Below are 23,055 nucleotides of genomic sequence, written 5' to 3'. Positions count from 1 at the left end.
ACGATGGGGATCGAGGGCCCGAGCGGGTCCGTGACGAAGGGAAGACGTCGCGTGTCCGAAGTGGATCCCGTGGGCGCCGGAGACGGCCCGGGGACGGTGGAGACGCCGGGATCGGTGGTGGAGGTGCGCACCAGCGCCTCGGCCTCGCTGATCCCGACCATCCGTGCCGTCGCCTCGGACCTCGCCGCCCGCGCGGACTTCGACCTGGACGCCATCTCGGACCTGCGGATGGCCGTCGACGAAGCGTGCGCGACCCTGGTCGACGTCGCCGTACCGGGGTCCTCGCTCCGGTGCACCTTCGACGTGCGCGAGGAGCTCATCCGCGTCCACGCCGAGGTCGACACCGGCGACGCGGGGACCCCCGTGTCCACGGACACCTTCGGCTGGCGGGTCCTGCAGACCCTGGCCGACGAGGTGGAGCTCGAGGCGAACGGCATCGGCACCGTGGGCATCCGCCTCCACAAGCGCGCCGACGCAGCCCCCCGGTGAGTGCGGCCGACTCCGAGTACGGTCACCTGACCCCGCTCCTGGCGGAGTACGCAGGGCTCGACAAGGACGACCCGCGCCGGGAGGCGCTCCGCGACCGGCTGGTGACCGGCTTCCTCCCGATCGCGCAGCACATCGCCCGCCGCTTCGCCCATCGCGGCGAGCCGCTCGACGACCTGGTGCAGGTCGCGACCGTGGGGCTCATCAACGCGGTCGACCGCTACTCACCGGACAAGGGCACGGACTTCTTCTCCTTCGCCGTGCCGACCATCAGCGGCGAGGTCCGCCGGCACTTCCGCGACCAGGGCTGGTCGATGCGGGTGCCCCGGCGGCTCAAGGACATGCACGTGTCCATCAACGGCGCGGTGTCGGACCTGTCCCAGCGGCTGGGCCGGGCGCCCCGGCCCTCGGAGATCGCCGAGCAGCTCGGTGTACCGGTCGCCGAGGTCCTGGAGGGCCTGGAGGCCTCCGAGGCCTACCGCAGCTCGTCGCTCGACGAGATGCTGTCCTCCGAGCAGGGCAGCGCCACGGTCGGCGAGCTGGTCGGTGCGGCCGACGCCGAGCTCGACCGCGTCGACCACCGGCAGGCCCTGCGGCCCGTGCTCGGCGAGCTGGCCGAGCGCGAGCGCACCATCGTCATGCTGCGGTTCTTCGGCAACATGACCCAGACCCAGATCGCCGAGCAGGTGGGCATCTCCCAGATGCACGTCTCGCGCCTGCTCGCCCAGACCCTGGACCGGCTCCGGTCCCGGCTCGACCCGGACACGCGCACGGGCTGATCACCCCCTGGTGTGGGCCGCGCAACAGACCGTGCGGGCCCCGAGACAGCGGCCGGGCGCGTCGGCCAGGATGGCCGCGTCGCAGTCGCCGGGGACAGGAGCGTGGAGACGTTGAGCGGTGGGCCGGAGCACGTGCTGGTCGTCGGGGCGGGGCTCGGCGGCATCCGGACCGTGGAGCAGCTGCGGCAGGCAGGCTACGAGGGCCGGATCAGCCTCGTCGGCGCCGAGGTGCACCCGCCCTACGACCGCCCGCCGCTGTCCAAGCAGCTCCTCGCGGGCGCCTGGGAGGCCGAGCGGCTGGCCCTGAAGGAGGAGGCCGCGCTCGAGGACCTCGGCGTCCGCATGTACCTCGGGCTGCGCGCCGTCGCGCTGCGGCCCGGTGAGGTCGAGCTGGCCGACGGCGCGGTGCTCACCGCCGACGCGATCGTGCTCGCCCCTGGCGTCGAGGCGCGCCGGCTGCCCGGCCAGCCCGAGAGCGTCCACACCCTGCGGACCCTCGACGACGCCGTCGCCCTGCGCGACGAGCTCGACAAGGCGTCGACCCTGCTCGTGGTCGGCGCCGGGTTCATCGGCGCCGAGGTCGCCAGCACCGCGATCGACAAGGGCGTGCAGGTCACGATGGTCGAGGCCGCGCCGGTGCCGCTGGTGCGCGGGCTGGGCGCCGAGGTCGGCGCGCTCGCCGCGCGGCTGATCCGCGAGGGCGGCGTGGACCTGCGGACGGGAGTGGCGCTGACCGGGTTCGTGTCCGCGCAGGGCCCGGGCGTCGCCGTCGAGCTGGCCGACGGGTCGCGGATCGAGGCCGACGTCGCGCTCGTCGGGATCGGCGGCCGGCCGGACCTCGGCTGGCTCGCCGACACCGGGCTCGACCTGAGCGACGGGATCCCGTGCGACGCGCAGGGCCGCGTGCTCGGGCTCGACGGCGTGTGGGCCGTGGGCGACGCCGCCGCCTGGGACTACCCGGCGCAGGGCGGCCGGCACCGGCACGAGCACTGGACCTCGGCCGCCGACCAGGCCACCGTCGTCGCCCGCGCGGTCACCGGCACCGAGGCGCCGCCCCCGACGGTCCCCTACTTCTGGTCGGACCAGTTCGGGCTGAAGATCCAGCTGATCGGGCGGCCCGACCTCGCCGACACGATCCTGCCGCTGCACGGCGAGGGGCTCTCCGGCGGTGCGGTGAAGGGCACCGTGGTCGGCTACCTGCGGGGCGACCGACTGGTGGCGGTGGCCGGCTTCGGCGCGGCCCGCTACATCGCGCGCTACCGCGCGCTGCTGCTGAACGAGGCCGACCGGGCGCAGGCGCTGGAGTTCGCGGCGTCGTTGCGGCGGTGAGGGCGGCCGGGGGCCCGAACGGGCCCCCGGGTCCCCGTCAGGAGAACAGCTTCTTGAGGACGGCGAGGGCGAGGACCGCGCCGACGCCGATCAGCGCGTAGCGGATCTTCGGGTCCTCGAGCTTGAGCGCGATCTGCTGCTTGCCCGAGTCGACGAACCGTTTCGGGTTCGCGCGGTCGGTCAGCGCGTCCAGGCTGTCGGCGAGCGCGTCCCGCGTCTTCTCGATCTCGCTCTGGATGCTCTCGGGGTCGCGGGCCACGACACACTCCTCCGTGCTTCGGGGATCTGACTCGGGATCTGGCTCGGGCACACCGTAGACGAGCGGTCCGGCGCGGGCCCGGCGACGTCCCGCTGTCGGGGGGAACTGACAGGATCGGGGCATGACGACACGCCTCGCGCCGGGCGACACCGCCCCGGACTTCACGCTGCCCGACGCCGACGACAAGCCGGTCACCCTGTCCGACCTGCGCGGCCGCAAGGTGATCGTGTACTTCTACCCGGCCGCGTCCACGCCCGGCTGCACCAAGGAGGCGTGCGACTTCCGGGACAACCTCGCCGAGCTGAACGACGCCGGCATCGACGTCCTGGGCATCTCCCCGGACAAGCCGGCCAAGCTCGCGAAGTTCCGCGACAAGGAGAGCCTGACCTTCCCGCTGCTCTCGGACCCGGACCGGAAGGTCCTCGAGGAGTGGGGCGCCTTCGGCGAGAAGACGATGTACGGCAAGACGGTCACCGGCGTGATCCGCTCGACCTTCCTCGTCGACGAGGAGGGGAAGATCGAGGCGGCGCTGTACAACGTCCGCGCCACGGGCCACGTCGCCAAGCTGCGGCGGGACCTCAAGGTCTGACCCTGTGGATCTGCCCCTGTGGACAACTCGAGCAGGTTCGAACATGTGTTCGCTACCTTCGGTTCATGCCGAGAGCCCGCAGGTGGACGGACGAGCAGCTGACCGAGGCGGTGGCGTCGAGCCGCACACTGAGCGAGGTGTGCCGGAAGCTGGGCATCCTGCCCGGTAAGTACGACGTGATCCGGACGCACATCGCGCGGCTGGGACTCGACGCCTCGCACATCCCGCGGTCAGCCGTCGGGGCCGGCCGGACGGTACGGCGGAGCTGGACGGACGAGGACCTCACCGCCGCGGTAGCGGCGCGCGACTCGGTGTCCGACCTGAGCCGGCGGCTGGGGTACACGCCGAACGGCGGAGTTCACCGCCTTCTCAACGGACACATCCGGCGTTTGGGGCTCGACACCTCCCACTTCGTCGGTCCGCGCTGGCCGAGGACACGCCCGGAGCTGATCCGCAAGCGCCCGTTGTCGGAGATCCTCGTGCGGGGGTCCCTCTACCGGACCTCCGGCCTGCGGCGACGACTCATCAGAGAAGGACTGAAGCCCGCGCACTGCGAGGAGTGCGGGCTGTCCGAGTGGCGTGGGGTGCTGCTGCCGCTGCAACTCGACCACATCAACGGGGACCACACCGACAACCGGCTCGAGAACCTCCGTATCCTGTGCCCGAACTGCCACGCCGTCACCGACACCTGGTGCCGGCAAAAGAACACAAGTACAGAGCCGGCGTAGCCCAACTGGCAGGAGGCGCGACCTTTAGGTGGTTGACAGTGCGGGTTCGAATCCCGCCGCCGGTACTCTTCCGACCAGCGACGATGCGGCGAAGTCCACCGAGCCGGGGCTCAGCGGGCCCGCCGCGTCTCCTCCCCCACCTCGTCGGCCGGAGCCTCCTCCGGGACGGGCTTGCGGGCCGCCACGACGATCCCCGCGAAGCCGATGAGCCCGCACACCAGCGACACCGCGACGAGCGCCGGCGAGGGCCGGCCGCTCACGGCGTCGCCGAGCACCACGATCGCGACGGTCCCGGGGATGATCCCCACGACGGTCCCGAGCAGGTAGGGCAGGAACCGCACCCTGGACAGCCCACAGACGTAGTTGAGTGCGGCGAAGGGGACCAGGGGCACCAGCCGCATCGAGGTCACCGCGAGCGTGCCGTGATGGTCGAGGCGGCGCCGTACCCATGTCACCGCGGAGCCGCGGACGTACCGCTCCACCAGTGCTCCGCCCGTCGCCCGGACGAGCAGGTAGGCCAGCACCCCGGCCAGGGTGGTCGCGGCCAGCGTGACCACCAACCCGACGAGCGACCCGAACAGCACCCCCGCCGCCAGCGTGAACACGGTCCGCGGGACGGGCGCGACGCACAGCCCCGCCTGCAGGCCCAGGAACAGCAACGGCGCCCAGGGTCCGGCCTCCGCGGTGATCCGCCGCAGGTCCGCGACGCCCGGCACGCCGTACACCCGCGCCACGACGAGCACCGCCGCGACCAGTGCCAGCACGCCCAGCCCGGCCAGCACGGGCCGCCACCCTCTCACTCCCCCGACGGTACCGACCGCGCCGGCCGACCCCGCGTCACACCCGTTCCCCGACCGCCGCAGGCGGATGATCCCTTCACGCCCGAGACCGGGAGGCCGCCGCGTCGCGGCCACGATCGCCGTCCGGGACCGCACAGCGCCGCATCTGGCTACCGAAGGTCCCGAGCGACGATCACCGCCGGCGCCCGCCTTCCGATCACCGGAACCCGCCCGGTCCGGGGGCACCGGCCGGGCTACCGTGCGGCCGTGAGTACCGAGAAGCGCGAGCTGGACCTCGATCCCGCGGGCCTCGCCGTCCGCCGCGAGGTCCTGGGCGCCACGCACGTCGACGCCTCGCTGGAGCGGGCCGACGACGTCACCGGCGAGTTCCAGGAGATGATCACCCGGTACGCCTGGGGCGGGATCTGGACCCGGCCCGGCCTCGACCGGCGGATGCGCAGCGCGATCACGCTGACCGCGCTCGTCGCGCACGGGCACCTCGACGAGCTGGAGCTGCACCTGCGGGCGGCCCGCCGCAACGGGCTGACCCGCGAGGAGATCGTCGAGGTGCTGCTGCAGAGCGCCGTCTACTGCGGCGTGCCCGCGGCCAACAGCGCGTTCGCCCGGGCCAAGAAGGTCCTCGCCGAGGACGCCCCCACCGACTGACCCGCACCATGGTTCCACAACGCGCCTCTGAGCAGCGGTTTCGAACATTGTGGAACCACAGTGCGCGCCGGCAGCTCTCAGCCCGACAGCACTCAGGCCGACAGCGCCTCGAGGTGCGGGAGGAGGGCGCGGAAGGCGCGGCCCCGGTGGCTGTCCGCGTCCTTCTCCTCGGGGCTGAGCTCCGCGGCGGTCCGTTCCTCCCCCTCGGGCACGAAGATCGGGTCGTAGCCGAAGCCGTTGCTCCCGCGCGGCGCCCGGACGACCCGCCCGGGCCACTCCCCGTGCACGACCTCCTCGGGCCCGTCCGGCACCACGAGTGCCGCCGCGCAGACGAAGGCCGCGCCGCGGCGCTCGTCGGGGACGTCGCCCAGCTGGCCGAGCAGCAGGTTCAGGTTGGCGAGGTCGTCGCCGTGCCGGCCGGCCCACCGGGCGGAGAGGACGCCGGGCATGCCGTTGAGCGCGTCGACGGCGAGGCCGGAGTCGTCGGCGACCGACGGCAGTCCGGTCGCGGTGGCGGCGTCACGCGCCTTGGCCAGCGCGTTCTCGGCGAAGGTCGCGCCGGTCTCGGGGGCCTCGGGGAACTCCGGGACGTCGGCGAGCCCGAGCACCTCGACGCCCGAGCCCTCCGCCAGCCGGCGCAGCTCGACGAGCTTCCCGGCGTTGCGTGTGGCGAGCAGGATCTTCACGACTCGAGCGCCTCCGTCTGGAGGCGCGTGAGCTGCGCGATGCCGGCGAGCGCGGTGTCGAGCATCGCATCGAGCGTGCTGCGGGTGAAGGTGGCGCCCTCGCCGGTGCCCTGGACCTCGATCAGCGTGCCGGTGTCCGTCGCGACGACGTTGGTGTCCACCTCCGCGCGCGAGTCCTCCTCGTAGGGCAGGTCCAGCCGCACCCGCCCGTCGACGACGCCGACGCTCACGGCCGCCACCTGGCACGAGATCGGCTTGGGGTCGGCCAGCCTGTTCCGCTCGCCCAGCCAGGTCACGGCGTCCACCAGGGCCACGTACGCGCCGGTGATGGCCGCGGTGCGGGTGCCGCCGTCGGCCTGCAGCACGTCGCAGTCCAGGGCGATCGTGTTCTCGCCGAGCGCCTTGAGGTCGATGCAGGCGCGCAGGGAGCGGCCGATGAGCCGGCTGATCTCGTGCGTCCGGCCGCCGACCCGGCCCTTCACCGACTCGCGGTCCGACCGCGTGTTGGTGGCCGACGGCAGCATCGCGTACTCCGCGGTCAGCCAGCCCAGCCCGGACCCCTTGCGCCAGCGCGGCACACCCTCGGTCACGCTGGCCGCGCACAGCACCTTGGTGTCCCCGAACTCGACGAGCACGGAGCCCGCCGGGTGCTTCTGGAAACCGCGGGTGATGCGCACGGGGCGCAGCTCGTCGTCCGTCCTGCCGTCTGCTCGCGTCACCCCGACATCCTAGGAACCCGGGTCGGGACCCGTTCTCGGGAACCGGGTCAGACCTCGTACTCGCCGTCCGGGCGGACGAGCTCGACCGGCCCGTCGAACGCCGCCTTCGCCTCGGCGAGCATCGCGTGCGGGTCGGTCCAGACCGGGACGTGGGTGAGCAGCAGCCGTCCGACGCCCGCGGCCGCGGCGTGCTCCCCCGCCTGCCGGCCGGAGAGGTGGACGCCCGCCGGCATGTCGTCGGTGTGCGGCCAGGACGCCTCGCAGAGCAGGACGTCCGCACCGCGGGCCAGGTCGACCAGCCCCTGGCACGGCCCCGTGTCGCCGCTGTAGACGAGGCTGCGGCCGCCGTGCTCCACACGCAGCGCGTAGGCCTCGCACAGGTGGTCGACCGCCGCGGCCCGCAGCACCGCGCCGCCGACGGTGGCCGCGCAGCCGTCCGCGAGGACCTGGAAGGCGAAGACGTCCGCGAGGTCGGTCTCCGTCCGCTCGGCCGCGGAGGGCGCGTAGGCCGCCCCGAGCCGCTCCGGCGCCTCGACGGGCGCGAACACCGGCAGGCGGTTGCGCGTGGGGTCGTAGGGCGGGCCAGGGTGGTAGCGCCGCCACACCGCGAGCGCCGAGAAGTCCGCGCAGTGGTCCGGGTGCAGGTGGCTGAAGGCCGCGGCGTCGAGCCCCCAGGGGTCGAGGGAGCGCTGCAACGCGCCGAAGGTGCCGTTGCCGAGGTCGAGCGTCAGCCGGGTCTCCCCCGCCTCGACGAGGTAGCCGGACGCCGGCGAACCCGGCCCCGGTCCGCTGCCGGAACAGCCGAGCACGACGACCTTCATGGGGCGAGGCTAACCCTTGGACGAGGTGCGACGCAGCCACCAGAGCCCGATGAACGGCAGCACCAGCGGGATGAAGCCGTATCCGCGGCCGTACACCGACCAGACCGTGTCGTCGGGGAAGTCGCCGGTGTCGAAGACGGTCAGCGTGCCGACGACCAGCACCCCGACCAGTTCGAACACGACCGCGCCCCACGCCAGGCGCCGGTGTCCCGGGCTGCGCCCGGCCAGGCCGATCGTGGCGAGGACGTAGACCACGCCGGCGAGGCCCGAGAGCAGGTACGCCACCGGTGCCTCGGAGAACTTCGTCGCGATCTGCACCCCGGCCCGGGCCGTCGCGGACAGGGCGAAGATCGCGTAGACGGCGATGAGGACCCGGCCCGGTCCGCTCGAGGTCGCGCGCGGCTGCCTGCCCGGGGCCCCGGTCGGCTCAGCCATGGCCGGCGACCCACAGGTCGTGCAGCCGCCACACGGCCACCCCGGTCCCGATCGCCCCGACGGCGATCACCGTGCCGCCCCAGCGGGTCGGCTCGGCCGTCGCGAACTGCAGCGCGATCGGCATGACGCACACGCTGACCAGCAGGTAGATGAGGAACGTCGACTGTTCGGGCAGCTGGACGCCGGTGAACACCCGCACCGCGGCGACGACCGCCTGCACCACCAGGACCGCCTCGAAGACCCCGACCGCGATCCGGTGCGTGCGGTCCGGCGGACGGTTGCGGATCGTGGTGAACAGGCCGTACAGCGCGACGGCCGCCGCGACCACGTAGGCCACGACCTCCAGGACGCCGATCACGCTCCGACGCTACCGGAGCGCCTCCGCGGCCTCCGCCGGCACCTGCTGGACCCGGCCGATCTCCGGGCCGAGGAAGCGCCGGCCGAGCCGGCGGAAGGGCTCCGGGTCGCCGGTCGCGAGGAACTCGTGCGGGCCGGGCGGCGGGTCGGTCTCCGGGTCCCGCGCGAGGTCCGACGCCATCAGGGTGCGCACCACGTCCTTGGCCGTCTCGTCGGCGCTGGAGACCAGGCTGACGTCGGGGCCCAGCACGATCTGCAGCACGCCGGTGAGCAGCGGGTAGTGGGTGCAGCCCAGCACGACGGTGTCGACGCGGGCCTGCTGCAGCGGCTCCAGGTAGCTCTGCGCCAGGCCCAGGACCTGTCGGCCGCTCGTCATCCCGCGCTCGACGAAGTCGACGAACCGTGGGCAGGCCACGGCGGTGACCTCGACGTCCCGCGCCGCGGCGAAGGCGTCCGTGTAGGCGCCGGAGGCGATGGTGGCCTTCGTGCCGATGACGCCGATCCGGCCGTTGCGGGTGGCCGCGACGGCCCGGCGGACGGCCGGCAGGACGACCTCGACGACGGGCACGGGGTAGCGCTCGCGGGCGTCGGCCAGGCAGGCCGCGGATGCGGTGTTGCACGCGATGACCAGCAGCTTCACGCCGCGGTCGACCAGGTCGTCGCCGATGGCGAGCGCGTGCCGTCGGATGTCGGCGATGCGCAGCGGGCCGTAGGGGCCGTGCGCGGTGTCGCCCACGTAGACGACCCGTTCGGCGGGGAGCTGGTCGATGACGGCACGGGCGACGGTCAGTCCGCCGACGCCGGAGTCGAAGATGCCGATGGGCGCGTCACGATCGGTCACGGGTGTCCTGCGGTGATCGGGGGCGGGCTTACGGCGCCGGTCATCGGACCGGCGCCGGTGTCCGGTCGGCCCGCGCGACCATCCACGCGGCCAGGACCCCGAACAGCGCTCCGAACAGGTGCGCCTGCCACGAGATCCCGGGGTTGCCGGGGAGCACACCGAACAGCATCCCACCCTCGAAGAAGAGCAGGACCACGGCCAGCGCGATCTGCCGCCCCGACCGGGCGAAGAAGCCCCTGGCCAGCAGGAACAGCAGCCACCCGAAGATGACGCCGGACATCCCGATCGTCGACGCCATGCTCGGCCCGACCAGCCACACCGCGGCCCCGCTGCCGAGCCAGATCAGCGCCGTGACGCCGAACCACTGCCGGATCCCGCCCGCCATGGCGAGCCACCCGAACACCAGGAAGGGCAGGGTGTTCGCCCACAGGTGCGGCCATCCGCCGTGCAGCAGCGGCGCCCAGAGGATGCCCCAGGCCCCGTCGGCGTTGCGCGAGATGATCCCCTCGTTGTCGAGGTACTGGCCCGACATCTGGTCGTAGAACTCCACGGCGTAGAGCACCGCCGTGAACAGGAGCATGACCACGGCGGCCCGCACCGGGTGCGGCGGCACGATCCGCGCGAGGCCGCGCGACGACCGCGCGGCGGGGAGGGAGCTCGGTACCTGCGGCGCAGCCATGTGACCGAGGGTACGCGGAATCCCCGTCACCCTGCCGTGAACGGGAATCGGACGAGAAGTGTCGGCCCCTTCGGCACCATGATCCGCGGAAGCACCGCGCCCTCCGGGAGAGCCGAGCATGTCCGCACCCGTCGCCGACCCGCCGGCGACCTGCCGCCCCGACAAGCGGCACCCGGGCCGCTGGGCCGCGCTGTTCGTCATCGCGCTGGCCCAGCTCATGGTGGTGCTCGACGCGACGATCGTGAACATCGCGCTCCCGCAGGGCACCGCGCCGCTCAACACGATCGCCACCACGGCCGCGGCGGCCTACGTCTGCGACCACCCGATCACCGATCCCGCGCAGCTGCCCGACGCGGCGGTGCACGGCTACACGGTCGCGTTCGCCTGGGCGGCCGCGGTCCTGGCGATCGGGGTGTCGCTGGTCCTGGTCCTGGTGAGGGCTGGGCGACGGGACGCCGCCGCGGCGACGCCCGCCGTGCACCTGGGGTGAGCAGGCCGGCTCAGCTCACGCCCAGAGGTGGCCCTCGATGCCTTCCGCGGCGTCGTCGAGCGCGCCGGAGTAGGCCCCGGTGGAGAGGTACTTCCAGCCGCCGTCGCAGACCACGATGACGATGTCGGCGGTCTCGCCGGACCCGGCGGCCTTCTCGGCGACCGCGAGCGCGGCGTGGAGGATCCCGCCGGTCGAGATGCCGGCGAAGATGCCCTCCTTCTCCACAAGCTCGCGGGTGCGGCGCAGGGCGTCGTAGCTGCCGACGGAGTACCGGCCCGTGAGGACGGACGGGTCGTACAGCTCGGGGACGAACCCCTCGTCGAGGTTCCGCAGGCCGTACACGAGCTCGCCGTAACGCGGCTCGGCGGCGATGATCTGCACGTCGGGCTTCTGCTCGCGCAGGTAGCGGCCGGTGCCGACCAGGGTGCCGGTGGTGCCCAGGCCCGCGACGAAGTGCGTGATCTCCGGGCAGTCGCGCAGGATCTCCGGCCCGGTGGTCCGGTAGTGCGCGTCGGCGTTGGCCGGGTTCCCGTACTGGTAGAGCATGATCCAGTCGGGGTGCTCGGCGGCCAGCTCCTTGGCCATCGCGACGGCCTGGTTCGAGCCGCCGGCGGCCGGCGAGGAGATGATCTCGGCGCCGTACATGGTGAGCAGCTGCCGCCGCTCCTCAGAGGTGTTCTCGGGCATCACGCAGACGAGGCGGTAGCCCTTGAGCTTCGCGGCCATCGCCAGCGAGATGCCCGTGTTCCCCGAGGTCGGTTCCAGGATCGTGCAGCCGGGCGTGAGGAGGCCGTCGGCCTCGGCCTTCTCGATCATGGCCAGCGCGGGCCGGTCCTTGATCGAGCCGGTGGGGTTGCGGTCCTCGAGCTTCGCCCACAGCCGGACGTTCTCCGCGGGCGACAACGACGGCAGGCCTACCAGGGGTGTGTCCCCCACTGCCTGCAGAAGTGAGTCGTAGCGCGCCATCGCTCCTCCAAGAGCGGGCAGAGGGCGGCGGGGTTCTCCGTCCCGCCGCCCGGTGCCGTCAGCTCAGCGCATGCCGCCGGCGACGGCCGGCAGGATGGTGACGGTCGAGGTCTCCTTGACGGGGGCCTCGAGGCCACCGGCGAAGCGGACGTCCTCGTCGTCGACGTAGATGTTGACGAAGCGGTGCAGCTTGCCGTCCGAGATGAGGCGGTCCTTCAGGCCGGCGTGCCGCGACTCGAGGTCGTCGATCACCTCGGCGACGGTGCCCCCCTTGGCCTCGACGGCCTTCTCGCCCCCGGTGTGGGTGCGGAGGATGGTCGGGATGGAGACGGTGACGGCCATGGTTCTTCGGTGCTCCTGCTCGGGTTCGTTCGGTGAGGGTGTGGCGAGGACGGGTCAGCCGAGGTCGGGGACGTCGTCCGCGCCGGTGTGCGCGAACATATAAGTCTCCACGACCTCGACTTCTTCCTCGGTCACCACACCGTCGACGATCCGGAACGACCGGAACTCGTGGCCCGTGTGGTTCGTCTCCGCCGAGTCGCGGGTGGAGACCAGGACGTAGTGGGCCTCGGGCTCGGAGGCGTACGAGATGTCGGTGCGCGACGGGTAGGCCTCGGTCGCGGTGTGCGAGTGGTAGATGACCACGGGCACCTCGTCGCGCGAGTCCATCTCCCGGTACAGCCGGAGCAGGTCACCCGAGTCGAACTCGTAGAACGTGGGCGAGCGCGCCGCGTTCAGCATCGGGATGAACCGCTCGGGCCGGTCGGAGCCCTCGGGACCCGCGACGACGCCGCACGCCTCGTCCGGGTGGTCCCGGCGGGCATGGGCGACGATCTCGTCGAGGAGATCCTTCCGGATGACCAGCACGCTGCCAGCGTACGTAACGCGTCCGACCGGAGCACATCCGCCCGACGAGACTCACATGCCCGATCCGGTGCGCCCGTCCCCGCCGCCGTCCTCGCCGCGCAGGACGCCGGGTCCGTAGGTCGGCACGTCGGCGAGCCAGACGCCGTCGGGATCGTCCTCGACCAGCCAGTCCGGCCGCGGGTGCGGCTCGCCGCGGCCGCCGGCACCCGCTCCCGCGGGCACGTACGGGAGGTGCGACGGCGACGTCCGCGCCGCCTGGCCGGTCCGGGCCGGCTCGCCGAGCGGGTCCGCCGTCCGGAGCCGCTCACCGGGTGTGGGCCGCGTGACCGGCTCGCCGGCGCGCGGGACCGGGGTTCGACCGCTCTCGCCCGGTCCCGCGAACGGTGTGCCCGTGCCGGGCCTCCCGGGGCCGATGCGTTCGGGCCCGATCCGTTCGGGGGCTCGTGGGGCTGCGGTTCTCGGCGCGGACGGGCTCAGGACGCCGGGCGGCAGGTCGACCGGTGTGCGTCGCGTCGGCGCGCGGTCCCCGGACGGGGGCGGAGGAGCCGTGACCGGGAGGCCGGCCCGGCGGTTCAGCCCCGCGACGGGCGTGGGTGCGAGATTCCCGGGGTCCGGCGCGCTCGGCGGACGCAGGGCCGGCGGCCCGCCTCGAACGCCCCCGACGGCCGGCGTCGGGGCCGGCGGGACAGCCGGGGCCACTCCGGCCGGGGCAACGGTGCCTGCGGGGTCGCCGGGAACCGGCGCCGGCGGGGCGAGTGGCACGGGCGTCGCCGCGCCTCCTCCGGGCGGGGCCGCAGCCGTCGCCGTGGGCGCGGTCGGGACCGCGACATCGCCGTCTCTCGGCCAACCGGGCGCCGTGGCGGGGGCGACCGCGGTGGTGTCGGGCGTGGGGAGCGTGAGCGGGGTGAAGGCCTGGAACGCGCTCGCCAGGTTGGCGTTCGAGTTCTCCTGGTAGCGGTTCGCGACGTGCGCGGCCGACTGCTGCCGCTCGTCGAGCTGGTACGGGCCGGTCCGGCCGAGGTAGGTCTCCGTGGTCCGCAGCGCCGTGAGCTCGCGGTTCGCGACCGTGTAGTACTCGGCCTGGTCGCCCAGCGCCCGCGCCGCGAGCCGGAACATCACCGTCCCGACCCGCCCCGGCTCCCCCAGCTTGCGCAGGTACATCCGGGTGGCCTCGGCGGCCTCCCCCTCGTGCGCGTCCGCGTACTCCCGCTCCAGCGCCCCGAGCTCGGCGTTGACGTCCTCGAGCTTCCGCGACACCTCCGCCAGCGCCTGCTCCGCCGCCCGCATCGACCCCGGCCCCGGCCCCGTCGCCACGGGATCCCGGATCTCCGGCAGCGTCAGCCCCTCGAACGCCACCGCCGTCCCGGTGTAGGTCCGCTCCACCACAGCTCCCCCTACTTCCGAAGTGCGTCCAGAACCTCCGACGCCAGCGCCCTCGCCTTATCACAAAGCGGCGGCGCAGAGGTGGAAAGGCTGCTCGCTCCTGCACTGAAGGTTTGATTACTAGCAATCCCTACCCAATAGCGACAGGTCGGACCTCCGTCTGCATCGACCTGGACCGCAGGATAACCTTGGATATCCACAGGAATATGAACATCCATATCGACTGAACGATCGAGACCAACCGCCAGATTGATTATCAAGTTGACTTCGAAGGTGTGATCTTTGGCTATCCATGAACACCTGGTCGCGAACTCGCTCGAGTCGCGATCGACTGACATCACTCCGATACTGAGCCGTTCAGCCGCTGCCGAGTCCAGGACGCCGCAGGAATCAATCCTGGGCACGAAAGACTCTTGCCCAGGTGCGACGCCTTGCGCCGACGCCACTGCCGAGTCATTGGTCCGCGACGGAGGACCGACTTCGCCAGAGCAGGCCGATATGAGGCCCACCAAGGACGCCAACAGAAACGCCAGGAGCGCCGAGGCACCACTAGGTACGGCTCGCAAATGTGCCCTCCGTTGCAGCATAGCCCTGGGCCTGTGCGGCGACCGCTGCACCGGCAACCATCAGGTCCTGACGCCACCTTGCGAGATACGCTCGAGCATGATTGATCATGGCAGCGGATTGCTTGGAGGCGTTCCTGCTCACTTCGTCGTTCGCTGGGGCCGCTACGAAGAGAACATCGAGCGTCCTCTCAATCTCAGCCACCTCCCGAATCACCCCCTCCAACCTCCCCACCATCCCCTCGACCCGCTCCGGGTCGATCCGGAGCACAGGCGAGTAGCTGAGGGGCTGCGCGGAGCGGGGCACGACGGGACCCGGGTCGTCCCACCGAGGAGCGGTCATGCGGGGATGATCTCAGCGAACCGCCCCACGGAGGCACGTCTGCGACGAACCCGTTGCGATCGTGAACACGATCGGGTCCCTGGGGGCCGCACAACGTCGGTATCACCAGCTCCTGGACGAGGCCGGTTCACCCGAGCCCTCCCCGCCACCACCATCGACCACACCCGTGGTCGCCAAAGCACCCCTGCAAGTGGCCCCACCGCAGGTGCCTGCCGAGACCACCCACAACACTGCGGGGCCGGCCTTTCCAGCACCCACCTCGCGCTGAAGATCATTCATCCTGGATGAGGACGGTCGATATACGACTCTCCTCGTCCAGGACGAGCGATGAAGTCTCCAGCAGTGCCGCAGCACCGCACCGGCAGCCCACGACGCCGGCCGGCCGACACCACCCCGACACCGCGCTGCCGGCCTCTACAGCGGAGGCTTCGCCCCCCAAGATCACAACTCGTGAACAAGGACGGTCGAAATCCGACCCTCCCCATCCCCGACAAGCGATCATGCCGTGGTGGGCGCCACGAAACCACGCACAACACCACGCATCGGCGTCACCGCACGGAGTGTGCCGACACCGCCCACAACACCGTGCTGCCGGCACACAGCACACGGCAGCGGCACCTGCCGGAAGCGCCCTACAGCACCTGCATCCGCGCCTGGACCAGCGAGTCCTGCACGAAGGTGAGCCAGTGGTACACCCCGAGGTGGGGGGCGCGGGGGTCGTCGTCCGGGAACTCCTCCGGAGTCTCCTCCGAGACGTCCAGGGCGGTGCCGAGCGCGAGGCGGACGTCGTTGAGCGCCGCCAGCCACTCGTCGGCCTGGTCGACCGTCAGTTCCACGCGACCGCCGCGGGACGGCAGGGCGGTGAGCACGGACTCGGCCGCGTACTTCTTCGCCTGGATGAGCTCGGGCTCGTGCAACGAGCGCAGCCCGGCGGCGAGGTCGGCGTCCTCCGAGGTGAAGTCCGGCAGCAGGCGGGCCAGGACCCGGTCGTCGGGTCGGGAGGTGGGCCCGGTGCGCATGCCGGTCAGCTCGGCGAGCTCGTCCTGCGGGGTGTCGGCGGCGCGGCCGTCGAGCATCTGGGTGACCTCGATGACCAGCCCCCGCAGGACCGTCGACTCCTGCTCCTCGAGCGTCGCGACGAACCGGGTCCGCGCCCCGCGCCCCGCGCGCTTCCAGCCGTTCACGTGCGCTGCATGGTGGCCCAGAGGCCGGCCGCGTGCAGTTTGGCGACGTCGCCCTCGATCTTGTCCTTGTCCCCGCTCGACACCGCCGCCTTGCCCTTGTGGTGGACGTCGAGCATCAGCGCGGTGGCTTTCGGCTCGGGGTAGCCGAAGATCTTCTGCAGCACGTAGGTGACGTACGACATGAGGTTGACCGGGTCGTTCCAGACGACGGCCTGCCACGGAGTGGCCCCCGCGACGTCCTCGTCCAGGGCAGGGTCCACCTGGGTGGTGGGCGAGCTCAGCGGCGCGGACATGGGTCCATGGTGTCACGCACACGCGCCCGCGCAGTACGCCGCATAGGCTCACCGCATGAGCGGCCCCTCGGGTTCGAGCGCCAGCACCGCGCTCCTCACCGACATGTACGAGCTGACGATGGTCGCCGCGGCCCTGGCCGACGGCACGGCCGACCGGCAGTGCGTGTTCGAGCTGTTCGCCCGGCGCCTGCCGGACGGCCGCCGCTACGGCGTCGTCGCGGGCACCGGCCGGTTGCTCGTCGCGCTGCGCGACTTCCGGTTCGGCGACGCCGAGCTCGCCTCCCTGCAGGGCTCCCTCGACGAGCGGACCCTGAAGTGGCTGGCGGACTACCGCTTCACCGGCGACATCGACGGCTATCCCGAGGGCGAGCTCTACTTCCCCGGCTCCCCCATCCTCACCGTCAGCTGCACGTTCGCCGACACCGTCGTCCTCGAGACCCTCTTCCTCTCGATCCTCAACCACGACAGCGCGATCGCCTCGGCCGCCGCCCGCATGGTCACGGCCGCCGGCAACCGGCCGTTGATCGAGATGGGCTCGCGGCGCACGCACGAGGAGGCCGCGGTCGCCTCCGCCCGCGCGGCCTACCTCGCCGGCTTCGCCGCGACGTCGAACCTGGAGGCCGGGCGCCGGCACGGCGTCCCGACGGCCGGCACCGCCGCGCACGCCTGGGTCCTCCTGCACGACGACGAGGTCGCCGCCTTCCGCAGCCAGGTCGAGACCCTGGGCGTGGACACGACCCTGCTCGTCGACACCTACGACATCCGGCAGGGCATCGCGCGCGCGATCGAGGCGGCGGGACCCGAGCTGGGCGCGATCCGGATCGACTCCGGCGACCTGGGTGTCCTCGCCCGACAGGCCCGCGAGCAGCTCGACGCCCTGGGCGCCACCGGGACGAAGATCGTCCTGTCCGGCGACCTGGACGAGTACGCCATCGCGTCGCTGCGGGCCGAGCCGGTGGACTCCTACGGCGTCGGCACCAGCCTGGTCACCGGGTCCGGCGCGCCCACCGCGAGCATGGTCTACAAGCTCGTCGAGGTCGACGGCCGCCCGGTCGCGAAGCGCTCGAGCAGCAAGGAGTCGCGGGGCGGGCGGAAGTCCGCGCTGCGCCGCCACAAGCCGACCGGGACGGCGGTCGAGGAGGTCGTGCACCCCGTCACGATCAGCCCGGAGCGCGGCCCGCACGACCGCGTCCTCCCGATCCCGCTGGTCCGCGAGGGCGAGACCGTCGCCGACCTGCCCGGCCTCGACGACGGCCGCGAGCGACTGCGGGCCGCCCTGGTCTCCGTGCCGTGGGAGGGCCTCAAGCTCTCCCGCGGCGAGCCCGCCATCCCCACCGTCTTCCCGGGGCCCTGAGCACCGAGAAGAGAGCACCGCGAGAAGAGCACCGGAAGAGAGCACCGGAAGGGAGCACCGAGGACATGCGCGCCCTGATCGTCGTCGACGTCCAGAACGACTTCTGCGAGGGCGGTTCCCTGGCCGTGAAAGGCGGCGCGGCCACCGCCGCCGCCATCTCCGAGTACCTCCGCCAGGCCGACTACGACCACGTCGTCGCCAGCCGCGACATGCACGTCTCGCCGGGCGGGCACTTCAGCGACACCCCGGACTTCATCGACACCTGGCCGGTGCACTGCCTCGCCGGGACGCCGGGCTCGAGCTTCCATCCCGCGCTGGACGTCGCGCGGATCGAGGCCGTGTTCGACAAGGGCCACCACGCCGCCGCCTACTCGGGCTTCGAGGGCCGCGAGCCCCGGGAGCGCACCCTCGAGGAGTGGCTGCGGGCGCACGACGTCGATTCCGTCGACATCGCCGGCATCGCCACCGACCACTGCGTGAAGGCCACCGCGCTCGACGCGCGCCGCGCCGGCCTGGACACGGGCGTCCTGCTGGAGCTGTGCGCCGGCGTGCTGCCCGTGACCACCGAGCTCGCGCTGGTGGAGATGCGCGAGGCCGGAGTGGTGATCGCCTAGGAGCCCCTCAGGGCTCCCCGCGCCGCCAAGCCGTGGGGGTGACCCGGTGGGCGCTGCGGAAGCGGCGGACGAAGTAGCCCGCGTCCCGGTAGCCGATCCGGCGGGCGACGTCGGCGACGGTGAGATCGGTGTCGGCGAGCAGCCGGCGCGCCTCCCGCATCCGCCGCTCGGTGATCCACTGCTGGACCGTGCGGCCGGTCGCGCGTCCGACGACCGTGGTCAGGTGGCCGGGGGTCAGCCCGACCGCGGCGGCGACGTCCCGCAGCGAGATGGCCTCGTGGTAGCGGTTCTCGACGAACTCCAGCACCTGCGCCACCAGCGGGTCGACGCCGAGCTCGTCCGGCCCGTCGATGTCCAGCCGCCCGAGCCGGACCAGCAGCAGGGTGAGGTGGGCGCGGGCGGCGTCGGCGTAGCCGTCGCGCCGGCCGCGCAGCTCCGCGTCGAGGTCGGTGAGGTGTGCGAGCCAGGCCGGGCGGTCCTCGGCGGGGACGCGCAGGCGTTGCCCGCCGCCGCGGTGGTTGCCGACGAACGGGGCGAGCAACGGGTGCCCGCGCCAGGAGACCAGGGGGGCGGCGGCGGCCGGGTCGACGGCGTCGGGCGGGAAGGAGACCGCCCAGACGTCCCCGTCGGGCGCCCGCTCGCCGGGGGTGACGACGGCGCCGGGCGCGATCACGAAGGCGTCGCCCGTGGCGATCGTCCGTTCGCTCCCGTCGACCCGTGCGACGAGGGCGCCGTCGGCGACGTAGAGGAGGAGCAGGAAGTCGTGGGCGTGCGCGCCCGTGAACCGCGGGCCGTACGCCCCGTGCTCCCCGGCCCAGTGCTGCACGGTGACGGCCGGGAGCCCCGCCGTGCGGACGTAGTCGAGCAGCGGCACACCCTGCGGGGTCTGCCGCATCCCGGCACCCGAAGAACGTCCCCCTGCACCCACACTTCGTCCCTTGTCCGCAGCTCACGCGCTGGGGAACCTAGCAGGTAGCCACCGAAATTCGTACCACCCGGGAGCACACGTGCCGACCACCGAGACGCGGGACTACCTGCCCGCGATGATCAACGCCAGGTTCCTGCCCTTCTACGACGGCTTCGGCAAGCTCGCCGGCGTCGGCGACTCGTACTGGCAGCTCGTCGCCCAGGCGGCGATCGAGCCCGGTGCGACCGTGCTGGAGATCGGCTGCGGCACCGGCAACGTCCTGCTCCTGGCGAAGCGGGCGGTCCCGGGGGCGACGGTCATCGGGACCGACCCCGACGCCGAGGCGCTCGCCCTCGCGCGGCACAAGGCCGAGCGGGCGGGCCTGGCCCTGCAGCTCGACCAGGCCTACGCCCAGTCGCTCCCGTACGCCGACGGGAGCGTCGACCGGGTGCTCTCCTCGCTGATGCTCCACCACCTGCCCGAGGACGAGAAGGTGGGCGCGCTGCGCGAGGTCCGCCGGGTGCTCGCGCCGGGCGGGAGCCTGCACCTGATGGACCTCGACCGCGACCCGCGGGAGTCGGGCGGCGCGTTCGCCGTGGTGACCGGCCTGCACGGGCTCCTGCTCCGGCTGCGCGGGAAGGGCGCCGGGCACGGACACGGACACGGGCACGCACAGGCGCAGGGCGGCAACGGTCACGGCCACGGGCACGGCCACGGGCCGTCGGTGCTCGACCTGCTGGGTCAGGCCGGGTTCACCGACGCGACCGCGGTGAGCCGGGGGCGCACCCGACTCGGCACGCTGACCTTCTACCGGGCACGGGTGTAGCCCGACCCGACCGCGGGGCGGCGTCGCCCCAGCCGAGCTCGGCCGGGGCTCGGCCGGGCTCGGCCGGGCGCTGGGGCTGGGCGCCGTGGCGGCGGCGTCGCTCGGCCGGGCTCAGCCGCGCATCCGGAACGGCTCGAACGCCGCGCGCAGGTCGACGTCCCGGCCCTCGGCGTCGGCGGCCCGGACGGCGCCGGCGGCGTCGGCCAGCCCGATGCAGCGGTGCCCGTCGAAGAGCCCGCACGCGTAGCGGACCTCCTTGTCGTCGAGCTCGACGACGCCGACGCGCAGCTGGTAGATGCCCGGGTACTGCACCTGGACGCGGTAGTCCACGCGCAGCGAGCTCGGCGACAGCCCGTCGAGGGGGCCGCCGACCGGGTAGCCGAGGACGTCGGTGTGCAGCTCGGCGAGGCCGTCGAGGTACCAGCCGGCGAGGGCGACGTTGTTGACGTGCCGGTTGGTGTCGAGGTCGCCGAAACGGGTCCGCACGTCGTAGCGGAACGGGTAGTTCTCGCGTACGAGCCGCGACTCCTCGAACTCACGGCGCTCGCTCGGGGTGGCCCCGGGCAGCGCGAGGCGCTCGAGCGCCGAACGCATCTCCTGCGGCAGCGGCGCGGGCCGGCCGCCCTCCACCCAGACGCTGGTGGACTCGCCGGTGGCGACGAGGTCGTCGCCGGTGAAGACGCCGTAGACGTAGCTGAAGGAGGAGCTGCCGACCCGGTTCAGGGCCACGCCGACCCGGTAGTCGTCCGCGATGCGCAGCGGCGCGAGCACGTCGACGCCGACGGAGGCGAGCAGCTGGCCGGTCCCTGCCGGACGGTTGCCGAAGGTGCGCTCGGGGAAGGCCCGGTGCTCGGCGGTCACGCGCGCGTCCTCGAACCAGCGGACCAGCGCCTCCCTGCCGACGCGGCGGCTGGGGTCGAGATCGCTGTAGCGCGGCGTCACCTCCAGCACCATGGGGTACCGGTCGGCCTCGGGTCGGATCTGCGTGGACGTCACCCGCCTCATGATGCCCATCTACCCCTGCGTGAGCTGCCGTAACGGGCGAGATCACGTGTGACCGTCCCGACCTCGCCGCGGTTCCGCGCGCCCGATCGGCCCGGTCGGCGGGTCCTGTCGGGGGCGGCGGCTATCGTCGGGCGGTGCCCCTCGCCCCCGCCTCCCCGTCCGTCCGTTCCCAGGACCTCCCGGGCGTGGCCGAGCTGCTCGAGGTGGCGGTCACGGCGGTCGGCGGCACCCGGCGCGAGGGGCAGGACGCGATGGCCCAGGCCGTCCGCAAGGCCCTCTCCAGCGGTGAGCACCTCGCCGTGCAGGCCGGCACCGGCACGGGCAAGTCGCTGGCCTACCTGGTGCCCGCGATCCGCCATGCGATGGCCCGCGACACCACCGTCGTGATCTCCACGGCCACGATCGCGCTGCAGCGCCAGCTGGTCGACCGGGACCTCCCGCGCCTGGCCAGGGCGCTCAGGCCCGCCCTCGGCCGCGAGCCCACGTTCGCGATCCTCAAAGGCCGGCGGAACTACCTGTGCCTCAACAAGCTCCACGGCGACGAGGACATGGCCGATCCCGCCGAGGAGCAGCTGTTCGACGCGTTCGCGATCTCGGCCATGGGGCGCAACGTCAAGCGCCTGCACGAGTGGGCCTCGGACACCGAGACCGGGGACCGGGACGAGCTGGTCCCCGGCGTGCCGGACAACGCGTGGCGCCAGGTCTCGGTGACCGCGCGGGAGTGCCTGGGCGTCTCGCGGTGCCCCGTCGGCGAGGACTGCTTCGCGGAGAAGGCGCGGGCCGAGGCCGGCCGGGCGGACGTCGTCGTCACCAACCACGCGCTGCTGGCGATCGACGCGATGGGCGAGGCGCAGGTCCTCCCGGAGCACGACGTCGTGGTGGTCGACGAGGCCCACGAGCTGGTCGACCGCGTCACCGGCGCCGCCACCGCGGAGCTGACCGCCGGCACGGTCGCAGCCGCCGCGCGGCGCTGCGGCAAGCTCGTCGACCAGGCGCTCGCGGACCGGTTGGCGGAGGCGGGCGAGGGCCTCGGCATGGTGCTCGAGGACCTGCCCCCCGGGCGGTGGGAGGCGATCCCGCAGGCCGCCACGGGCGCGCTCACGGTGATCCGGGACGCCGCCGGTATGTGCCGCCAGGCGCTCGGCGGGGAGCGCCGCGAGGACCCCGAGGGCGCCACCGGGCGCAAGCTCGCGCTCGCGCTGCTCGACGAGGTGTCCGAGACCGTGGTGCGGGTGCTGAGGACGTTCGAGGAGCCCGATCCGGCCAAGCGGTACGACGTCGTGTGGCTGGCCGAGCAGGGCCCTGACGGCGCCCGGCACAAGGTGCTGCGGGCGGCGCCGCTGTCCGTCGGGGGCCTGCTGCGGGAGCGGCTGTTCGGGCAGCGCACGACCGTGCTGACCAGCGCGACCCTGGCCCTGGGCGGCTCGTTCGACGCGCTGGCCCGGCAGTGGGGCCTGCCGCCGGAGAAGATCGTCGCGGCCCGGCCGGAGGGCGGGGTCGAGTCGGCGGGCGGCGACTCCGAGGACCCGGTCCGGGATCCCGATGCGCCGCGCTGGAAGGGCCTCGACGTCGGCTCGCCGTTCGCGCACGCCCGCAGCGGGATCCTCTACGTCGCCAAGCACCTGCCCCCGCCCGGGCGGGACGGGTTGGCGCCGGAGTACCTCGACGAGATCGCCGGGCTGGTGGAGGCGGCCGGCGGGCGCACCCTCGGGCTGTTCTCCTCGATGCGCGCGGCGAAGCAGGCCACCGAGGCGCTGCGCGGGCGGCTGTCCGTGCCGCTGCTCTGCCAGGGCGACGACTCCACGATGCTGCTGGTCCAGCGGTTCGCCGAGGACACCGAGACCTGCCTGTTCGGCACGCTGTCGCTGTGGCAGGGCGTCGACGTGCCGGGCCCCTCGCTGTCCTGCGTGATCATCGACCGGATCCCGTTCCCCCGCCCGGACGACCCGCTGGTCGCCGCGCGCCAGAAGGCCGCGGACTCCCGGGGCGGCAACGGGTTCCTCACGGTCTCCGCCACCCATGCCGCGCTGCTGCTGGCCCAGGGCGCCGGCCGGCTGCTGCGGGGGACGGCGGACCGCGGGGTGGTCGCGATCCTCGACCCGAGGAT

At 73.1% G+C, this 23,055-nt stretch carries 30 protein-coding genes and 1 tRNA gene; 12 read left to right on the top strand and 19 right to left on the bottom strand.

The window, feature by feature from the left end; all coding sequences use genetic code 11:
• Nucleotides 1–51 precede the first annotated feature (51 nt).
• From LWC35_RS22370 to LWC35_RS22360, 3 genes are all read left to right on the top strand, one after another.
• The gene (locus tag LWC35_RS22370; RefSeq protein ID WP_232872155.1) at nt 52–489 is read left to right on the top strand and encodes an ATP-binding protein; all 438 of its coding nucleotides are present in this window, start codon (nt 52–54) and stop codon (nt 487–489) included.
• Nucleotides 486–1,265 (top strand): SigB/SigF/SigG family RNA polymerase sigma factor, encoded by a 780-nt coding sequence (locus LWC35_RS22365; RefSeq protein WP_232872154.1) that lies wholly within the window; start codon nt 486–488, stop codon nt 1,263–1,265. The genes LWC35_RS22370 and LWC35_RS22365 overlap by 4 nt, the downstream gene beginning before the upstream one ends.
• A gap of 102 nt (nt 1,266–1,367) precedes the next feature.
• Nucleotides 1,368–2,594 (top strand): NAD(P)/FAD-dependent oxidoreductase, encoded by a 1,227-nt coding sequence (locus LWC35_RS22360; RefSeq protein ID WP_232872153.1) that lies wholly within the window; start codon nt 1,368–1,370, stop codon nt 2,592–2,594.
• A gap of 37 nt (nt 2,595–2,631) precedes the next feature.
• Here LWC35_RS22360 and LWC35_RS22355 read toward each other — a convergent pair whose 3' ends face one another.
• The gene (locus LWC35_RS22355; RefSeq protein WP_232872151.1) at nt 2,632–2,853 is read right to left on the bottom strand and encodes a DUF3618 domain-containing protein; all 222 of its coding nucleotides are present in this window, start codon (nt 2,851–2,853) and stop codon (nt 2,632–2,634) included.
• A gap of 121 nt (nt 2,854–2,974) precedes the next feature.
• Between LWC35_RS22355 and bcp the strand changes: the two genes are divergently transcribed.
• The 3 genes from bcp to LWC35_RS22340 all read left to right on the top strand — a co-directional run bounded on the left by bcp (nt 2,975) and on the right by LWC35_RS22340 (nt 4,235).
• On the top strand, nt 2,975–3,442 hold the full coding sequence (bcp, locus tag LWC35_RS22350; RefSeq protein ID WP_232872150.1) for a thioredoxin-dependent thiol peroxidase: 468 nt from the start codon (nt 2,975–2,977) through the stop codon (nt 3,440–3,442).
• Between the two features lie 65 nt (nt 3,443–3,507).
• Nucleotides 3,508–4,170 carry a hypothetical protein gene (locus LWC35_RS22345; RefSeq protein WP_232872149.1) on the top strand — a complete coding sequence of 221 codons (663 nt, stop codon included), beginning with the start codon at nt 3,508–3,510 and terminating at the stop codon, nt 4,168–4,170.
• Nucleotides 4,161–4,235: transfer RNA gene (locus LWC35_RS22340), tRNA-Leu, on the top strand. The genes LWC35_RS22345 and LWC35_RS22340 overlap by 10 nt, the downstream gene beginning before the upstream one ends.
• A gap of 45 nt (nt 4,236–4,280) precedes the next feature.
• Here the strand turns inward: LWC35_RS22340 and LWC35_RS22335 are convergent.
• Nucleotides 4,281–4,970: a TVP38/TMEM64 family protein gene (locus tag LWC35_RS22335; protein WP_232872147.1), complete on the bottom strand. Its 690-nt coding sequence runs from the start codon at nt 4,968–4,970 to the stop codon at nt 4,281–4,283.
• 246 nt (nt 4,971–5,216) lie between these two features.
• On the opposite strand from LWC35_RS22335, the gene pcaC reads away from it, so the two are divergent.
• Entirely contained in the window at nt 5,217–5,615 is a 399-nt protein-coding gene (pcaC, locus tag LWC35_RS22330; RefSeq protein WP_232872146.1) for a 4-carboxymuconolactone decarboxylase, read from the top strand.
• 92 nt (nt 5,616–5,707) lie between these two features.
• Here pcaC and rdgB read toward each other — a convergent pair whose 3' ends face one another.
• Genes rdgB through LWC35_RS22295 form a run of 7 tightly spaced genes read right to left on the bottom strand, consistent with a single transcriptional unit; the run spans nt 5,708 to nt 10,153 of the window.
• Nucleotides 5,708–6,301 carry an RdgB/HAM1 family non-canonical purine NTP pyrophosphatase gene (gene rdgB / locus LWC35_RS22325; protein WP_232872145.1) on the bottom strand — a complete coding sequence of 198 codons (594 nt, stop codon included), beginning with the start codon at nt 6,299–6,301 and terminating at the stop codon, nt 5,708–5,710.
• Nucleotides 6,298–7,020 carry a ribonuclease PH gene (rph, locus tag LWC35_RS22320; protein WP_232872144.1) on the bottom strand — a complete coding sequence of 241 codons (723 nt, stop codon included), beginning with the start codon at nt 7,018–7,020 and terminating at the stop codon, nt 6,298–6,300. The genes rdgB and rph overlap by 4 nt, the downstream gene beginning before the upstream one ends.
• Nucleotides 7,021–7,067: 47 nt before the next feature.
• A complete protein-coding gene (locus LWC35_RS22315) occupies nt 7,068–7,841 on the bottom strand; it encodes an MBL fold metallo-hydrolase (RefSeq protein WP_232872143.1) in 774 nt (257 codons plus the stop codon).
• Between the two features lie 9 nt (nt 7,842–7,850).
• Nucleotides 7,851–8,276, bottom strand: coding sequence for a hypothetical protein (locus tag LWC35_RS22310; RefSeq protein ID WP_232872141.1), 426 nt, complete (start codon nt 8,274–8,276; stop codon nt 7,851–7,853).
• The gene (locus tag LWC35_RS22305; protein WP_232872140.1) at nt 8,269–8,634 is read right to left on the bottom strand and encodes a hypothetical protein; all 366 of its coding nucleotides are present in this window, start codon (nt 8,632–8,634) and stop codon (nt 8,269–8,271) included. The genes LWC35_RS22310 and LWC35_RS22305 overlap by 8 nt, the downstream gene beginning before the upstream one ends.
• A 9-nt stretch (nt 8,635–8,643) precedes the next feature.
• Nucleotides 8,644–9,474: a glutamate racemase gene (gene murI, locus LWC35_RS22300; protein WP_232872139.1), complete on the bottom strand. Its 831-nt coding sequence runs from the start codon at nt 9,472–9,474 to the stop codon at nt 8,644–8,646.
• A 40-nt stretch (nt 9,475–9,514) separates the two neighbouring features.
• Nucleotides 9,515–10,153 carry a rhomboid family intramembrane serine protease gene (locus tag LWC35_RS22295; RefSeq protein ID WP_232872138.1) on the bottom strand — a complete coding sequence of 213 codons (639 nt, stop codon included), beginning with the start codon at nt 10,151–10,153 and terminating at the stop codon, nt 9,515–9,517.
• 118 nt (nt 10,154–10,271) lie between these two features.
• On the opposite strand from LWC35_RS22295, the gene LWC35_RS22290 reads away from it, so the two are divergent.
• Complete coding sequence (locus tag LWC35_RS22290) at nt 10,272–10,643, top strand: hypothetical protein (RefSeq protein WP_232872217.1); 372 nt, start codon at nt 10,272–10,274, stop codon at nt 10,641–10,643.
• 15 nt (nt 10,644–10,658) lie between these two features.
• Here the strand turns inward: LWC35_RS22290 and LWC35_RS22285 are convergent, their stop codons facing one another.
• The 8 genes from LWC35_RS22285 to clpS all read right to left on the bottom strand — a co-directional run bounded on the left by LWC35_RS22285 (nt 10,659) and on the right by clpS (nt 16,242).
• Nucleotides 10,659–11,609, bottom strand: a complete 951-nt coding sequence (locus LWC35_RS22285) for a PLP-dependent cysteine synthase family protein (protein WP_232872136.1) — start codon at nt 11,607–11,609, stop codon at nt 10,659–10,661.
• Between the two features lie 63 nt (nt 11,610–11,672).
• Nucleotides 11,673–11,951, bottom strand: coding sequence for a MoaD/ThiS family protein (locus tag LWC35_RS22280; protein WP_037050058.1), 279 nt, complete (start codon nt 11,949–11,951; stop codon nt 11,673–11,675).
• A 54-nt stretch (nt 11,952–12,005) separates the two neighbouring features.
• Entirely contained in the window at nt 12,006–12,476 is a 471-nt protein-coding gene (locus LWC35_RS22275; RefSeq protein WP_037050057.1) for a M67 family metallopeptidase, read from the bottom strand.
• Nucleotides 12,477–12,527: 51 nt separating this feature from the next.
• The gene (locus LWC35_RS22270) at nt 12,528–13,859 is read right to left on the bottom strand and encodes a hypothetical protein (protein WP_232872135.1); all 1,332 of its coding nucleotides are present in this window, start codon (nt 13,857–13,859) and stop codon (nt 12,528–12,530) included.
• An 11-nt stretch (nt 13,860–13,870) separates the two neighbouring features.
• Nucleotides 13,871–14,446 carry a DUF3558 family protein gene (locus tag LWC35_RS41025; protein ID WP_372463080.1) on the bottom strand — a complete coding sequence of 192 codons (576 nt, stop codon included), beginning with the start codon at nt 14,444–14,446 and terminating at the stop codon, nt 13,871–13,873.
• Complete coding sequence (locus tag LWC35_RS22265) at nt 14,409–14,765, bottom strand: PE domain-containing protein (RefSeq protein WP_232872133.1); 357 nt, start codon at nt 14,763–14,765, stop codon at nt 14,409–14,411. Before LWC35_RS22265 ends, LWC35_RS41025 begins: the two co-directional genes overlap by 38 nt.
• Nucleotides 14,766–15,397: 632 nt before the next feature.
• The gene (locus LWC35_RS22260) at nt 15,398–15,949 is read right to left on the bottom strand and encodes a DUF2017 domain-containing protein (RefSeq protein WP_232872131.1); all 552 of its coding nucleotides are present in this window, start codon (nt 15,947–15,949) and stop codon (nt 15,398–15,400) included.
• Nucleotides 15,946–16,242 (bottom strand): ATP-dependent Clp protease adapter ClpS, encoded by a 297-nt coding sequence (gene clpS, locus LWC35_RS22255; protein WP_232872130.1) that lies wholly within the window; start codon nt 16,240–16,242, stop codon nt 15,946–15,948. Before clpS ends, LWC35_RS22260 begins: the two co-directional genes overlap by 4 nt.
• A gap of 55 nt (nt 16,243–16,297) precedes the next feature.
• Between clpS and LWC35_RS22250 the strand changes: the two genes are divergently transcribed.
• A complete protein-coding gene (locus LWC35_RS22250; protein ID WP_232872128.1) occupies nt 16,298–17,596 on the top strand; it encodes a nicotinate phosphoribosyltransferase in 1,299 nt (432 codons plus the stop codon).
• A gap of 65 nt (nt 17,597–17,661) precedes the next feature.
• Nucleotides 17,662–18,210 carry a nicotinamidase gene (locus LWC35_RS22245; RefSeq protein WP_232872127.1) on the top strand — a complete coding sequence of 183 codons (549 nt, stop codon included), beginning with the start codon at nt 17,662–17,664 and terminating at the stop codon, nt 18,208–18,210.
• Between the two features lie 7 nt (nt 18,211–18,217).
• Here LWC35_RS22245 and LWC35_RS22240 read toward each other — a convergent pair whose 3' ends face one another.
• Entirely contained in the window at nt 18,218–19,105 is an 888-nt protein-coding gene (locus LWC35_RS22240) for an AraC family transcriptional regulator (RefSeq protein WP_232872126.1), read from the bottom strand.
• Nucleotides 19,106–19,217: 112 nt separating this feature from the next.
• Between LWC35_RS22240 and LWC35_RS22235 the strand changes: the two genes are divergently transcribed.
• Complete coding sequence (locus tag LWC35_RS22235) at nt 19,218–19,943, top strand: class I SAM-dependent methyltransferase (RefSeq protein WP_232872124.1); 726 nt, start codon at nt 19,218–19,220, stop codon at nt 19,941–19,943.
• 111 nt (nt 19,944–20,054) lie between these two features.
• On the opposite strand, the gene LWC35_RS22230 is transcribed toward LWC35_RS22235, so the two are convergent.
• Nucleotides 20,055–20,939, bottom strand: coding sequence for a thioesterase family protein (locus tag LWC35_RS22230; RefSeq protein ID WP_232872123.1), 885 nt, complete (start codon nt 20,937–20,939; stop codon nt 20,055–20,057).
• A 143-nt stretch (nt 20,940–21,082) separates the two neighbouring features.
• On the opposite strand from LWC35_RS22230, the gene LWC35_RS22225 reads away from it, so the two are divergent.
• Nucleotides 21,083–23,055, top strand: a 1,973-nt coding sequence (locus tag LWC35_RS22225; protein WP_232872122.1) for an ATP-dependent DNA helicase, incomplete at its 3' end; no start/stop codon positions are given.

The organism is Pseudonocardia kujensis (assembly GCF_021283305.1).
In the GTDB taxonomy this organism is placed as follows: Bacteria; Actinomycetota; Actinomycetes; order Mycobacteriales; family Pseudonocardiaceae; genus Pseudonocardia; species Pseudonocardia kujensis.
The sequence above is the reverse complement of the archived record's forward strand: the minus strand, read 5'-3'. Positions and strand labels throughout refer to the sequence as shown.

Coding starts and splice junctions, on each gene's coding strand:
- bcp (WP_232872150.1), top strand. CDS start 2,975: ATGACGACACGCCTCGCGCCGGGCGACACCGCCCCGGACTTCACGCTG.
- LWC35_RS22345 (WP_232872149.1), top strand. CDS start 3,508: ATGCCGAGAGCCCGCAGGTGGACGGACGAGCAGCTGACCGAGGCGGTG.
- LWC35_RS22315 (WP_232872143.1), bottom strand. CDS start 7,841: ATGAAGGTCGTCGTGCTCGGCTGTTCCGGCAGCGGACCGGGGCCGGGT.
- LWC35_RS22310 (WP_232872141.1), bottom strand. CDS start 8,276: ATGGCTGAGCCGACCGGGGCCCCGGGCAGGCAGCCGCGCGCGACCTCG.
- LWC35_RS22295 (WP_232872138.1), bottom strand. CDS start 10,153: ATGGCTGCGCCGCAGGTACCGAGCTCCCTCCCCGCCGCGCGGTCGTCG.
- LWC35_RS22290 (WP_232872217.1), top strand. CDS start 10,272: ATGTCCGCACCCGTCGCCGACCCGCCGGCGACCTGCCGCCCCGACAAG.
- LWC35_RS22285 (WP_232872136.1), bottom strand. CDS start 11,609: ATGGCGCGCTACGACTCACTTCTGCAGGCAGTGGGGGACACACCCCTG.
- LWC35_RS22280 (WP_037050058.1), bottom strand. CDS start 11,951: ATGGCCGTCACCGTCTCCATCCCGACCATCCTCCGCACCCACACCGGG.
- LWC35_RS41025 (WP_372463080.1), bottom strand. CDS start 14,446: ATGCTGCAACGGAGGGCACATTTGCGAGCCGTACCTAGTGGTGCCTCG.
- LWC35_RS22265 (WP_232872133.1), bottom strand. CDS start 14,765: ATGACCGCTCCTCGGTGGGACGACCCGGGTCCCGTCGTGCCCCGCTCC.
- clpS (WP_232872130.1), bottom strand. CDS start 16,242: ATGTCCGCGCCGCTGAGCTCGCCCACCACCCAGGTGGACCCTGCCCTG.
- LWC35_RS22250 (WP_232872128.1), top strand. CDS start 16,298: ATGAGCGGCCCCTCGGGTTCGAGCGCCAGCACCGCGCTCCTCACCGAC.
- LWC35_RS22245 (WP_232872127.1), top strand. CDS start 17,662: ATGCGCGCCCTGATCGTCGTCGACGTCCAGAACGACTTCTGCGAGGGC.
- LWC35_RS22240 (WP_232872126.1), bottom strand. CDS start 19,105: ATGCGGCAGACCCCGCAGGGTGTGCCGCTGCTCGACTACGTCCGCACG.